The sequence below is a fragment of the Cognatundibacterium crateris genome (assembly GCF_010078235.1).
Classification (GTDB): Bacteria; Pseudomonadota; Gammaproteobacteria; order Burkholderiales; family Burkholderiaceae_D; genus Undibacterium; species Undibacterium crateris.
In genome coordinates, this window is record NZ_JAABOS010000001.1 from 480,312 (window position 1) to 493,154 (window position 12,843).

Annotated in this window: 20 protein-coding genes; 19 read left to right on the plus strand and 1 reads right to left on the minus strand. The window is 48.5% G+C overall.

Translation table 11 applies throughout. The features are described from left to right. Positions 1-128 precede the first annotated feature (128 nt). The 8 genes from EYB48_RS02070 to EYB48_RS02105 all read left to right on the plus strand — a co-directional run bounded on the left by EYB48_RS02070 (position 129) and on the right by EYB48_RS02105 (position 5,530). The gene (locus EYB48_RS02070) at positions 129-542 is read left to right on the plus strand and encodes a hypothetical protein (protein ID WP_162018609.1); all 414 of its coding nucleotides are present in this window, start codon (positions 129-131) and stop codon (positions 540-542) included. Positions 543-1,054: 512 nt separating this feature from the next. Then, entirely contained in the window at positions 1,055-1,471 is a 417-nt protein-coding gene (locus EYB48_RS02075) for a hypothetical protein (protein ID WP_162018610.1), read from the plus strand. A gap of 100 nt (positions 1,472-1,571) precedes the next feature. Further along, positions 1,572-1,898 carry a hypothetical protein gene (locus EYB48_RS02080; protein WP_162018611.1) on the plus strand — a complete coding sequence of 109 codons (327 nt, stop codon included), beginning with the start codon at positions 1,572-1,574 and terminating at the stop codon, positions 1,896-1,898. Between the two features lie 129 nt (positions 1,899-2,027). Beyond that, on the plus strand, positions 2,028-2,378 hold the full coding sequence (locus EYB48_RS02085) for a hypothetical protein (protein ID WP_162018612.1): 351 nt from the start codon (positions 2,028-2,030) through the stop codon (positions 2,376-2,378). A gap of 77 nt (positions 2,379-2,455) precedes the next feature. After that, positions 2,456-2,983 carry a hypothetical protein gene (locus tag EYB48_RS02090; protein ID WP_162018613.1) on the plus strand — a complete coding sequence of 176 codons (528 nt, stop codon included), beginning with the start codon at positions 2,456-2,458 and terminating at the stop codon, positions 2,981-2,983. Between the two features lie 57 nt (positions 2,984-3,040). Continuing rightward, complete coding sequence (locus EYB48_RS02095; RefSeq protein ID WP_162018614.1) at positions 3,041-3,439, plus strand: DUF6678 family protein; 399 nt, start codon at positions 3,041-3,043, stop codon at positions 3,437-3,439. Positions 3,440-3,831: 392 nt separating this feature from the next. Continuing rightward, positions 3,832-5,109: an AAA family ATPase gene (locus EYB48_RS02100; protein ID WP_162018615.1), complete on the plus strand. Its 1,278-nt coding sequence runs from the start codon at positions 3,832-3,834 to the stop codon at positions 5,107-5,109. 1 nt (position 5,110) lies between these two features. Continuing rightward, on the plus strand, positions 5,111-5,530 hold the full coding sequence (locus EYB48_RS02105) for a hypothetical protein (protein WP_162018616.1): 420 nt from the start codon (positions 5,111-5,113) through the stop codon (positions 5,528-5,530). Between the two features lie 178 nt (positions 5,531-5,708). Here the strand turns inward: EYB48_RS02105 and EYB48_RS02110 are convergent, their stop codons facing one another. Then, entirely contained in the window at positions 5,709-5,951 is a 243-nt protein-coding gene (locus tag EYB48_RS02110; RefSeq protein ID WP_162018617.1) for a hypothetical protein, read from the minus strand. A 720-nt stretch (positions 5,952-6,671) separates the two neighbouring features. Here EYB48_RS02110 and EYB48_RS02115 point away from each other — a divergent pair. The 11 genes from EYB48_RS02115 to EYB48_RS02165 all read left to right on the plus strand — a co-directional run bounded on the left by EYB48_RS02115 (position 6,672) and on the right by EYB48_RS02165 (position 12,833). Next, positions 6,672-6,992 carry a hypothetical protein gene (locus EYB48_RS02115; RefSeq protein WP_162018618.1) on the plus strand — a complete coding sequence of 107 codons (321 nt, stop codon included), beginning with the start codon at positions 6,672-6,674 and terminating at the stop codon, positions 6,990-6,992. A 104-nt stretch (positions 6,993-7,096) separates the two neighbouring features. Next, a complete protein-coding gene (locus EYB48_RS02120) occupies positions 7,097-7,672 on the plus strand; it encodes a DUF1439 domain-containing protein (protein WP_162018619.1) in 576 nt (191 codons plus the stop codon). 124 nt (positions 7,673-7,796) lie between these two features. Continuing rightward, complete coding sequence (locus tag EYB48_RS02125) at positions 7,797-8,237, plus strand: acetyltransferase (RefSeq protein WP_162018620.1); 441 nt, start codon at positions 7,797-7,799, stop codon at positions 8,235-8,237. Positions 8,238-8,289: 52 nt separating this feature from the next. Next, positions 8,290-8,724, plus strand: coding sequence for a hypothetical protein (locus EYB48_RS02130; protein ID WP_162018621.1), 435 nt, complete (start codon positions 8,290-8,292; stop codon positions 8,722-8,724). Positions 8,725-8,811: 87 nt separating this feature from the next. Next, entirely contained in the window at positions 8,812-9,246 is a 435-nt protein-coding gene (locus EYB48_RS02135) for a hypothetical protein (protein WP_162018622.1), read from the plus strand. Positions 9,247-9,334: 88 nt separating this feature from the next. Further along, positions 9,335-9,691, plus strand: coding sequence for a DUF695 domain-containing protein (locus EYB48_RS02140; RefSeq protein ID WP_162018623.1), 357 nt, complete (start codon positions 9,335-9,337; stop codon positions 9,689-9,691). A gap of 279 nt (positions 9,692-9,970) precedes the next feature. Then, positions 9,971-10,438: a hypothetical protein gene (locus EYB48_RS02145; RefSeq protein ID WP_162018624.1), complete on the plus strand. Its 468-nt coding sequence runs from the start codon at positions 9,971-9,973 to the stop codon at positions 10,436-10,438. Positions 10,439-10,518: 80 nt separating this feature from the next. Beyond that, positions 10,519-10,764: a hypothetical protein gene (locus tag EYB48_RS02150; protein WP_162018625.1), complete on the plus strand. Its 246-nt coding sequence runs from the start codon at positions 10,519-10,521 to the stop codon at positions 10,762-10,764. A 207-nt stretch (positions 10,765-10,971) separates the two neighbouring features. Then, on the plus strand, positions 10,972-11,340 hold the full coding sequence (locus EYB48_RS02155; protein ID WP_162018626.1) for a DUF2946 family protein: 369 nt from the start codon (positions 10,972-10,974) through the stop codon (positions 11,338-11,340). 266 nt (positions 11,341-11,606) lie between these two features. After that, positions 11,607-11,813, plus strand: coding sequence for a hypothetical protein (locus EYB48_RS02160; protein WP_162018627.1), 207 nt, complete (start codon positions 11,607-11,609; stop codon positions 11,811-11,813). Positions 11,814-11,861: 48 nt separating this feature from the next. Next, positions 11,862-12,833, plus strand: coding sequence for a hypothetical protein (locus EYB48_RS02165; RefSeq protein WP_162018628.1), 972 nt, complete (start codon positions 11,862-11,864; stop codon positions 12,831-12,833). Positions 12,834-12,843: the final 10 nt, after the last annotated feature.

A 12,843-nucleotide genomic window follows, 5' to 3' on the forward strand; every position in this document is an offset into this window, starting at 1 on the left:
TCGAGTTCTGGACGCTTATGGAATACAGCTTAATACTGTTGTTGAACCGGTTGAGTGTCGCGGATCGAACGCCGCGCCCGTTGGACTTATACATTAGGACGACTATGTCTGCTCGCAGCTACCTACTCATGGCACTCATCGTGATTAGTTCGATATCGCAATCTCACGCTACATCGATCGGGTTCACCGACGTTAGTGTCCTTATTTTCTCGCCGCGCGAATCAATGCTTCAAGCCGGGCACAACTCACAGCTTTCGCGCGCGACCCATATTATCCATAGTAAGTGCGCGTCAAAGCTACTTCCCGTCGTTGTCCTGACAGGCATTATCCCCGATGAAAACGCTCCTTTCGAGACTGAACTCGCACGTAGTCGTGTAGCGAACGTCAAGCATGAACTTCAGATTCTGGGGCTTCCCGAAAAGGCTATCTACGATGCCATCTATACAGAGAGCGAATACAGGGAAAACTGGCGTCTGGCTCCAGAGCGAGCACAAGCGTCGGCCCACTCCGTTGAGGTCGAGCTTGTTTGCCACGCTAAGTAAACCGTCGCAGAACTGCACAACCAGTCACTGATACAGAGTGTTGAAACCGCGTAGTTCCAGTTCACTTGACATTAGCCACACTCAAAATGAATCGGATTTCGTGCAACTTACTGCCCTTTTACTTGTCCAGATATGAGCAAGCTGTGGACACATTGCCCCACTCTGATAGGACGGTAATTACCCATGACAGTGGATTGATGATCCGGATGAAGTCACGCTTCCGCATCACCAAAGACAAGGTAGATGACGAGTTCCTGTACCTGAGTCCCAATGTTTTTACGCCAACTCCACTAAATTTCCTCCTTAGCAAACTGCCTGCACGCCGTTTCATCATTGCCAACTCCATAGCACAGTTTTACAATCAGTCATCTTTTTTGGGTTACGGTATGCGAAGGGTTTTCACCCTACTTCACCTTAGCCAAAACCTTCATTGCAGCGAATAAAGCGCGGTCCCCCGCTGAGCTGACACCTTAAGTTTTAAGAAAAAATACAACACCCCATAAGGAGCATCGATGTCAGATTCAAATCCAAATTCGCCAATAAGTTCACCTGTCTCTGAATCAGTCAGACCGCGAGTGCCGCGTACCCTCATTGCGTTCCTCGCCTTTTACTTCTTTTGTACAATCGTAAGTAATTTATTTGAGGGTAATGTGCCAGCTCTTGTGCTGACAGGAATCATCGCGATTGCCACATGGCGAACATTTCAAGGTAGCCGTTCAGCATCCAGATATCTGGGCGGTCTGTTCAGCTTAGCGACACTGATTTGCATGAGGTCTGCCTACCTCAACTGGAGTCCAAGCCGGGAAACTGCCGTTATTGCACTGCTCACAGCGGTGTATATGGCTGTTATCGTTGGCTACCTGTTTTTAAGTCCAAGCATGCGAGCCCTCTATATTCAAGGTGATAAAGAGAAGTGGGCTGGCCGCTGACCAGAATGCCATCCGTGGCGCAAAGCATATATGTGAGAGGACATGCTGACGTAAGTCTCTCATCTCAAATCTCAATCGGAATACGCCCAGGAATTTTCATATGTACTCTCAAATCAAACTTGATCAGCTAAGTGCCGGGTCGATTTACAAAATTACTTTCCTTGGTCTGGCTTTTTCATTGATGCCGTTGTGCCTGGTCTTCGGTGTTTTCGCAGTGTTTGGATTTAACACCATTATCTGGAACGGCCAGCCAGTTCACGGCCTGAGTGGCCTACTTCTCTCACCAATAATTGCAGCAATAATCGCTTCACTCCTGGGAGGCTTCGTTGGAACAGCCTGTGTGGCGGGTCTTTGGCTGCACTCCAAATTTCGACCACTCACACTGTCTGGCAAGAATATCTCGCACGACCAGCAAAATGTCAGCTGAGCAATCAACTGAACGGAGATGCGGCGGTTCGGCTTCAAGTTTGAGCTGCAAGGAGCTAATACACTAGCTTGAAGAATCTTGGAAAAGCATGTGATTTTGGAGTGACCAGATGACTGATTCAGAAACGATATGAGCCGCCTCTTTAGCAATTCGACATGGTCACTATGGTGTTTACTTTTGCTTGTACTTACCCTGAAAGCGGCGCAAGCAGCGGGGCTTGATTCGCACTTGCCGCAAGGTGTCGCTTTTGGCCGCCTGATTTTGCTCGATGCGGTCACATTTTCAGAAGTGTTACTTGCAATCGGAATGTTAGGCGCCGTGTCAATTTCCCGCTCAAAGCCAGATTGGATAGTCGTCGCTCTATCCTTAGTAGCCATAGCGTGCGCGCTCTACCATATGTTCTACTTTTTAATTGGCATTGAATCGCTCCTCCTGTATGGCGCTTGTTCATTAATTCGGGAATACTGTCGCCGTACATAACTCCGCAATCAATCGGAGCTGCGCGAAGATCTGCGCAGCCCGCTTATTTCAGCGTTAGCCCTCAGGAGCCCTCTGCCTTGTTTGGATTATTTAAAAAAAAGCCACTGCCACCAGAGCCACCCACGCAGTTTCCGCCCACTCCAGATTGGCAACCTCAAATCAGTCAACCGCTGGATCGCATCGCAGAACGCATTCGCTGCTATACAAATGGGACGCGGGATTTTGCTGTTTTCACGCATGGTACAGTGGCCATACTTCCGCATGGTCTGAACGACATCAATGCAAAGGAACATGCGACCCAAGCACTGCACCAAGTCTTACATTCACACCCGGATATGAATCCGCTGAGCATGAAAGACGGAAATATCCTGATTCAGTACAAGCACGATATTGCAAGTCTGGTGCTGTCGGACATCGCCGATCAGAACTGGGCTGAAATCGACAAGCAATACCTGCGTGCTCTTGCCACTTCCGAAGTGTTAATCACGCCACTAGGCCATAACACGTTTGACGATTTCGGAAAGAAAGCACTTTTTGGACGATGCTTTATGTTTATGGATGCGCAGGCACCCAAAATCGTACACATTGAGCGGCATGATGGCTAACTACTCATTTAACAAAACGCCTGCCGGCGTCCATCAATTCGGATGTTAGACAAGACTATGTACGACGAAGATAAACACAAGCGCGCAGTCAAGGCAGAGTTGACAAAACGAGGTCTGGGCTCGCTCATGAATGACACAAAATGGCGCGAGCTGCTTGCTGAGATAAACAAGCTACCCTTTCCGCCGCCTTACCAGAGAAAGGACCTGCTGCAATCTGAGCCCGCTCCAGCCAGCTTTGATTCAGATGTTTGGTACCATGGGGATTGGGATGAAGGAACGCATCCTCTGTTTTCTATAGAATGGATACGAATCCGTCCCAGATATCTAAAACATCTCGCGAACTTGCTACCGAAAGCTACGGTCAGTTGTGAGGCTGAACTTGAGCAAGCATTGCAGTCGATTGGGCAGGCATATGAAAAATCCGATGACTCGATCTGGATTTATGCTTACCGATAAAATGGTGGTGGCCTGTGGCCTAAGCTCTCGGTCAATTGAGATCGCCTTATCGCATGCAAGTTCTGCGCGATCCAGCACCCTTAGGCATTCTTTTGACTGAGTGTGTTTTCGGGCTATCAATCAAACACTACCCGGAAATTTTCACGCCAGGTTTATCTTGGCTTTTACTCCAGTCAAACTGCTCAAAGCCTGTTTCATTATTGCAAACTCCATCGCCCCGCTTTACAATCAATTATCATTTTTTATCAAAGCAGCATGCGTTATGTGTCATCGTTCAACAACCTGTCTAACCAATCGTTGCAGCGGATCGCCTAGAGTTTACGCTCAACTCGAACATTAGACTGACCACCACAAAGCATTAACAAATCAAAATTGTTTTAAATACAAAAATCATGCAAGAAAAACTCACGATCAGCAATTTTTTGGTAATCAAAAATGCAGCCATTGAAGTACGACGCATAAATGTAATTATCGGTCCACAAGCCAATGGCAAAAGCCTTATTGCAAAACTACTCCACTACTTTAAATCAATTGGCGGGGAAATACTCGAAGGCATCCGAAAAGACAAGGGGAAGAGAGAGCTAGATAAATCGTTAATTGAGTTCTTTGAAAAGAGGTTTCCAAGATACACCTGGGATGGGTCTAGCTTTACAATCAATTACGAAGTGGACGCTACTTTTATCCGAATCATTGGAAAGAAAAATTCGTCCGGAAAAACAAGTATTTCGATTCGTTACTCGGATGACATCACAAAAATATACAATTCAAAGCGCAAGCTATTTATAAAGAAACTCGATGAAGCTCACACAACTGTACGACCAACACAGCAATTTAATCAACCCGAATCGGAAATATTTTACGAAAACGTAATCGCTCCTCTGCGCCGTGGCGAACTTTCTTATATATTTGGGTCCCCAATATTTATTCCGGCAACCCGCTCATTTTTCGCAAATCTGCAGAAAAACATTTTTACATTTCTTGCATCAAATCTTGATATCGACCCTTATCTGAAAGAATTCGGGAGCCTGTACGAAACATCAAAGCGTTGGTATAAAGAAGGTCTTTTATTTAACAGAATCAAGCATAAAAATTTACTTGAAGAGACATACAGGGCAGTAGAAGCAATTATTGTGGGCGACTACGAGTCTCAAGATGAACAAGACTGGATAATTAGTAGGGGTCGGAAGACAAATTTAGCGAACGCATCTTCAGGTCAACAGGAAGCACTCCCAATGCTATTGACTTTGTGCGTTTGGCCTATTTTGCGGGAACATGAGGACGGCAGCATGTGCTTTATCGAAGAACCAGAAGCCCACCTCTTCCCAACCTCACAAGGCCACATCGTCTCAATAATCTCGCAGTTTTACTCAAAGCTCGGTACAAAATTCTTTATAACGACGCATAGCCCTTACATCATCTCGGCACTCAACAATTTCATATTGGCCGCAGACAAAGTAGCAGAAGCGGCCATGACCGAAGGTGATTTTATAAAAATAAATGGGGGTGGGCGCCCAATAAAATTTTCCGACATATCAGCGTACAGCATGGCCAATGGCGAAGCTCTGCCCATATGCGACGCAGAGTACAGAATGGTTGGTGCCACAATGCTTGATAGTATCTCAGAGCACTTTGAGTCCGTGATGAACAAAATGCTTTCCTCGGAGGCCTGAAGTGGATTACAGCAAATGCACAACATTCACTATGGCCCCCGTAATTGTCGTTGAAGAAAATCGTAGCAAACTGATAGTAAACAACTCTGGGAAACGACCACTGAACAAAATTAAAGTTGATGGTTGCCTTATATCACAGGAACATGAAAAGTGTGATTGGCTTGTGGCCACAACCGATGTACCACTTCGCGCGCTTTACATCGAGCTCAAAGGTTGTGATGTTACAAAAGCTGTTTCTCAATTAAAGAATACAGTAAAGTTAACTGAGGCAACTTTCAAAGATCATGGCAAGGAATGCTATGCAATCACCACTCGCGTCCCTAAACACGGAACAGATATTCGTAAGCTTGCGATGGATTTTTACAAAGAAACCAAAGCAACTCTTAGTGTAAAAAATGTCCAATGCAGCGTCGAGATTTGAGTACATTCCGCAGCGCCTAAAATGACATGACGAGATACTCATATAAGACACCAGCGCAGGCCATACCTTGAGCATTCTCATGGCCTGTGCTGGAATCCTATGCACATTAGATTGTCCGGCACTGCATTCCTTTGACATTTGGAATGGTAAATACATCATCCCCGTCAGTCACTCCCCCTCACGAAAAACTCAAATCTAGTCCTATCATCCTGCAAAAAACAAAGGTCGAGAACCCCAGCGCCAGCAGGCTTAGCACGAAGATGACGGTGACCTTGCGGCCCGCGCGCAGTATGGCGCGCTTCTCATCTGCCCACTCCTTTTCCTTTGTACCTTGATCGTAATGCCACTTGATGGCGAAGTACATGCCCGTGCCGAGCACGAGCAGTTTGAACGTCACGAGGACGACAGGGGTCCATTCCATTTCCGTATTTCCAGACTAAGTTGACACTAAAATCATTGGGCGCAAGCGTTTCAAACGCTGCATCAGCAGTTGTATTTGCTGTTCATTCGATTTGCTCAGGCCTGCTGCCTGAATCTGCATTCACTCAGCCGTATAAATTTGCATGGCATCCAGCGCAGATAAGAGAAAAAACGGTCACGACAGCCATACCGGTATAGAGTTGCTGCGCGCCCTAAGGCATACTACTTTAAAGCAATATCCATACATAGTGACAAAATGTCCCAGTCGAAATACATAGCATCATAGACCGCGGCTGCTTACAGGCGAACTGCAGCACTTCTCTCACCTGTTCGCCCAACGGCCTGAATCTCTCAATGCTGCGGTGGTTTAACTGGGTTGGAGTATCTGTATTTCTCGTGAGCGCTCTCCATCCAGTAGCGGGCTAAGTCAGTTGATTCGCTGTGTTTTTTATCGCTGCAGCTTCCAGCCCCCCCCACCATCCTCACTATCACTAAACTCAGCAGTGATTTCCAAGCTGATTTCACGGCATTTTCCACCTCAAGCAATCTACCGGAACACCGTTTCATGATTGCCATTTCCTCTACCCAGCTTTACAATCTGCCATCATTTTTGTAGAGCTGGCTTGTGCCGGGAATCTTCCTCGAACAAAGCGCCTGATGCATCATCACTGTTGCTGCGCTTAGCCTGCTTCATTTACTCAATACCTATAAGGACAACAAAATGAATGCCCTTAATACAAACCGAAGAACTGACTTCATCATCGGTGTTTCACAACTTAGTTTCGCAGTCTTGATCGGCATTCTCGCGCTGGGTGTGTCTGTCACTGCGCTGATGCATGCCGTTGATCCCGAACACTTTGGTCTGTGGGTATCCCAAACAATGTTTGTGTTTGGCGGCTTGGAAGACCCGACACTGGCACGTGAAGTACTCGGCGACAAAATCTATTTATATGCTGCTGCAGGGTCACTGATCGCTATCCCTACTATCTGGGAACTGAGTCAGGCGGCGCTAAGGCGCTTTAAACAAACAGCCGGTGTTTGACCGGAATGCGCTATTGGTCGCGTTTTATACTGGCTCATCTTCTATGACGGCTAACGCTTCATTCAACGGCACTCGCTGAATTCAAACCTTAGGTTGCACACACCATGCTCTTTCGTCGCATTCTAATTACCATCGGTGCGCTTTCTCTAGTCTTGTTGGTGGGAGCATGGCTACTGTTGAAGTATGCACCCGAGGTCACGCTCAAGCTAACGCAGGCTCAGTTACAGGCGCAAATTGAACCTCACTTCCCTGCTAAGAAATGTGTACTGGGTGCGTGTATTGAACTTCTGGCGCCGCGCCTGGCGCTGACCAACGGCTCCGACCGCATAGTCATAGAGAGCGCCTTTGTAGCTACGCTCGGCAATCGGGCCATGCCAGGTTCTGCTCAGCTCAGCGGCCGACCGCACTACGAACAAGCGTCAGGTAACTTTTACCTGGCAGACGTTCAGGTCAGCCATTTCCAGATGACCGGCGCCGCACCGGACCTCAATGAAGCAATCAAGCTTCGTGGCCCCGGCATCATGGCTGCCATCATGAATCGCTTCCCTATCTACTCAGTCCAGTCTCATCAGGAATATGGCCGCATAGCTAAGCTCGCGCTCAAATCAGCAAACATTGTGGATGGACAGTTGCAGTTAGTCTTCGTCAACCCACTCCTGATTTTTAACAAAAGCAAATAACGCTCATTCAGTGGTACGCCTTGCTCGCAACGGCATGCAAGATGCGGCCCTCACACCATGCCAGCCGTGCGCTCCCCTGCTGGCGCGGGTCGGTTAGCTTCAACCATATTTCTCAAAGTTTCCTATGCAAATCAACACAGCTACAAAAGACGACTACTTAACTTTAATCGAAATCTGGGAGTCATCTGTGCGCGCCACTCACGAATTTCTGAGTGAAGATCATATTCAATCGCTTAAGCCCCTGATACTTGAGCAATACTTTGACGCCGTAGACTTGCGCGTAGCCAAAGGTGAGGACGATCAGATCGTCGGCTTCATAGGCGTCGCGGAACAAAATATTGAAATGCTTTTTATATCCCCATCGCATAGAGGCAAAGGAATCGGGGCGCTCTTAGTAAGAAACGCCATAAAACATCAGCACGCACGTAAAGTTGATGTCAATGAACAGAATCCGAATGCGGCCGGCTTCTATCAGCACATGGGATTCTGTGTCGTTGGTCGTTCGCCTTTAGATGGACAGGGCAAGCCATTTCCTTTGCTGCATTTGGAGTTAAGCGAAGTATGACAATGCGCCGTGAACTGACGAAAACCATCGTCATACCTTAACGCTAAGACCTATGAAGAACCTTGTGGACTATTCATATCTCTGGAACAGCACAGACGATGGCTGGGTTCTGCTTTACATTAATCGCGATGTGCTCTTACTGACAGTTAAGTTCTCCGCTGAAGGACCGAGCCTTAAAGAGGTGGCCGCCCTACGCACTGCAATACCCGAATTCCGCTCAATGTCACCAGCAAAGGCATTTGCCGCGCTTAAGGGAAAAACTGAAGTTTCGCTCGGACAGTTCGAGTCGAAAGAAGGCCGACACCTTGTGGAAAGGTGCAAGGCCTGCGGACTAGTGCTCGATACGGTAACAAAAAACCAATCCGGGTACCTGCCGTTGAACGAAAAGACAAACATGGCTCTACTCATCGAAGACAATTCGCTTGCAGAGCAGGTGTACCTGGAAGCGCTCGCACATGGCATTCGAGTAAGGCATGTTGAGGCATAATTTATATGCAGAATACTTCCATCGAAAGGACGTTTATTAGCCTATGGCTTACAAGCTCCTCTCTTTTCAAAGCTAAAGATTTAAAGTATGAGCGCCATGTATTCGGTTTTTCCCTTATCCGCGGAAATCAAGCTTTGGCTTGATGAAATGTCTGTTGAGTACCCGCGAAGTGCAGACGGACGCAATCCGCAGCTTGCGGAAATACAAGCTGCATTCGCCCAACTCAAAGGCTACTCCATCAAAGAATCTGATGCTGAGCTCGGAGAAGCTTGGCAAGCTTTCATACAAAAGACAGAAGAAGCTGAAGAAAATAGCTGGGCACTTCTCAACATTCTTCGGTTAATCGATGGTCCAAATGAGTTTTATTTTGAAAAAGGCTGGCCAGATCTGATCGTCAACATCACCCATCTCATTAGCCGATTCTCTGGTCCATTAGTACTTATTTGCGACAGCGGCGGCCTCCCCTTAGTTGTTAGCGCGGATAGCGATCCTACCGCCTTATCTGAAGCATGGTGTACATGAATATCCGCCGATGGAATTCGCTTTTAGCAAGTGCCTGCCATTGGCCGCATTAGCTTGTCCAGCATCATTAAATTCAAACGGACATACGATGAACTTCCTCTCCCGCATTTTTGGACGACCTGCCGCGCAGCCTGTACAGGATCAGGCGGTCCTTATTTATCTCGATGGGCAAGGCTTGCCGGAAGAGGTTTACGCTGATTGCGATCTGATGACGCTGGAAGAACAGCTTGAGCATGCGCTTGGTTTTGGCAAGCTGGGTGTTGTTGATGGCAACGAAGTTGGCCCGAATGAAGTCCAGCTATTTCTGTACGGTGCAGATGCCGAAGCGATGGTTCGAGCCATAGAACCAGTCCTGCGCGCCTACCCGCTCTGCCAAGGTGCGAGGGTTGTTGTTCGCCGCGGCGCGCCGGGTGCAGAGCAGCGGGAATTTTTAGTCACGCCCTGAGCAGGCGCTCAAACTACCGCCGCCAGTTCAACAAACGCTTCAACGTTGGCAATCGCTCAGACAATACGAACCGGAAATTCAGCAAATAATGCGTTGGTAAATATTCGACCAAAATTGCCATTTTCATATGTGCATGTTAGCCTTGAACGTCAACACAACATTTAGGTCGTAATCAAAATGCATGTCTCGCCTCCCCCTCCAAGATTCACCACAGAAGCGGTACCGGGCGGCATACGTGCCAGCATACCGTATCGTCAAAACTGGTTAATCATACTTTTCTTGAGCGCATGGTTAGTTGGCTGGGCATTTGGCGAGGTTCAAGCTGCGACAGAACTGCTAAATCCTTCCGAAAATTCACCCTCACTTTTCATGGTGGCATGGATAACTGGCTGGACGCTGGGCGGAATATACGTCTTTAGCACCATTATCTGGCAGCTCGCGGGCAGGGAGATTATTACGCTGGATTCGACCACCTTCGAACATCGTTTGGAAGCCTTCGGTCTGGGATGGTCAAGGCGCTATGCCCTCGCTGAAATCAAACATCTTCGCGTCACTGAATACGCGCGCGCGAGCTTCACCAATCAATCAACATGGGCTCCACCGCTCATAGGCTCAGGACATGGGCCACTGGCATTTGATTACGGTGCCAAGACCTTGCGCATCGGTGCCGCACTGGAAGAGGCTGAGGCCAGGCTGCTTTTGGCCCAGCTTGAAGCCCGGCTTCCGCGCAGGTTGAATGAGGACTGACCAACGCTAATTAAACCGACTCTGTAGCACAACAATCATAAGCTGCAGACACCATTCAACATAGGCGTTAGGAGACACCATTGATATTCTTCGCTATTTCATATGCTGCATTCGAGAGCTATAGCCAACTTGGTTTAGACAACATCCCGCTCTGGGTATCGGCTGATGTACTTCAAGACGAAGAACTAGTCAGCTTACGAGCCAAAGGAGTCGATGTTTCGGTTTTCAATTATCCGCTTGATCAAGATGATCATTTGGGGACAGAGGCCGCACTGGAAACCATTAGAGATCACCATCCGGATCACACAGTTTGGGTGGGACTTTGATGATAATGTTTGTGCGTCAGACTTCTCGCCTTCTCGTCAAGCGCACTACCCGTGATCCAGCCAAACCTAAATAGACACAGATCAACTTAGAATCAAAAATTCAACAAATCTGCCAAGATTGCCATCAAGCATGACTGACTATTCGATATAATTCAGACCATGCACCCCTCATTTTTTCTCCGTCAACTGATTTCCTGGATAGCTTGCTTGGCCTTGCTGTTCAATGGATTTGCACCCGCCCTGGCGGCTGCTTTTCCCGGGAAGCAAGCGGATGGCTTGTGGGTGGAAATTTGCAGTGCCAACGGCAATAAAGCGCTCAAGCTGATTGCGGTTAGCGCGGACGCTGATCAGAAAACGCCAACGGATCAGATGCAGAATCCGCAGAGTAAAGCGCATAAAGGGCATTGTGCCAACTGTCTGCCGCATGCCGATCATGCCGTGTTGATCAATACCTCGCTCAGCGATATACAGCCTGCCGACATTGGCGCATCTTTCCCGCCACTTTTTTACCATTCTCCCAAACAGCTTTTTTCCTGGGCCAGTGCGCTGCCCAGGGCACCGCCTTTCCTGGCCTGAGTCCTTCAGGCATCTGATTTCACTTTGCTTCTTTGCGTAAGCTGCTGACAGCACGGTCTGCTGCTGTCTTTGCGCGCGGCCATACCAGCATTCGCACCAGCATTTTCGCTGTGTTCTGCGTCTGCACCGCCTTGTGAATCAATGTGTGTCATCCAGCCTGAAGGCTGCTCTTATCTCCTGCTTGTTTCAATTAACCATAGAGCCGTGCATGGTGCTCGTCTGTCTGCAGGCGGCATCAGTCACTGCTAAGCGGTACAGAGGGAAATATGTCTGCTTCTTTGAAAAAGTCTGAAGTCTGTTTACTGGCGCTGCGCTGCTTTAACGTGGCAGCGATTTGTGCTTTGGGGGTGTGGCATGCGTATGTCTTTATGAGTGTATCCAAGGCTGGGCAACAGGGCATCCACATGGAACCATTGAAGCTGATTCCAGCCGAGGTGTCCCGCCCTGCGTTCAAGGCACCGACTCAACTCTGAGTATGTATTTTGTTTTGTTCCTATTTTGTTCCTAAAAAAGAAAAATCCATGTCTACTTCGAATTTATGCAGCACAGTCAGGCGCCCTGCTTTTCTGATGCTGTCCACGCTTGCTTTTTTCGCTGCAAGCAATGCGCAGGCATCTTGCGGCAGCAGTTTTTGCCTGGTCAATACTGACTGGTCGGTACAGGGTGCCTGGCTGGAACGCGGCACCCGGCTTGATTTGCGGTTTGAGCAGGTGAATCAAAATCGCTTGATGTCTGGCGCAGACAAAGTCACGCCATCGAATGCCAAAGAGGTCGAGCTGGAAACGATCAGCCGGCGCTGGGTGTTCAATCTGGATCATGCGTTTCATGACAACTGGGGCGTATCCCTTGCCCTGCCCTTTATTGATCGTTCACACGTGCATACCGAAAGCGGTGAAAGGGTCAACTGGACGTATCGCCAGATTGGTGATGCTCGCGCGGCCTTACGCTACCAATCCGGCATACAAGAGTCAGCAAACGGTAAAAACGCTGTCGTGGGTGCGACGCTGGGACTCAAACTGGCTACCGCGAAAACCAATATCGCGAATAACACTGGCACACCCGCTGAGCGCAGTCTGCAAGCCGGCAGCGGCACCACCGACCTGATCGGCAGCGCCTACTACCGGCGTGTGTTGCCGGATCTGGCAAGCACCTGGTTTGTGCAGCTCAATACAGAAATCCCGCTCAATGAAAAAGATGGCTATCAGCCGGGTGCCACTGTTGGTGTGGATCTGGGGCTGCGTACCGATTGGAAGTATGGCATCTCGCCCATGCTGCAACTGAATTTCCAGCATAAGAAACGCGACTCGGGCGTTAAGGCTGAGCCAGACAACTCTGGTGGCCGCTCGCTCTCGATCAGTCCTGGCCTGAGTTACCGCATCAATGCGCGCAGCCATCTCTACGGCTTTGCACAACTGCCTGTCTGCCAATACGTCAATGGCATGCAACTCGCACCGAAATGGGCATTTACTGTGGGCCTGCAATCGTCTTTCTAATCTTTTTAAT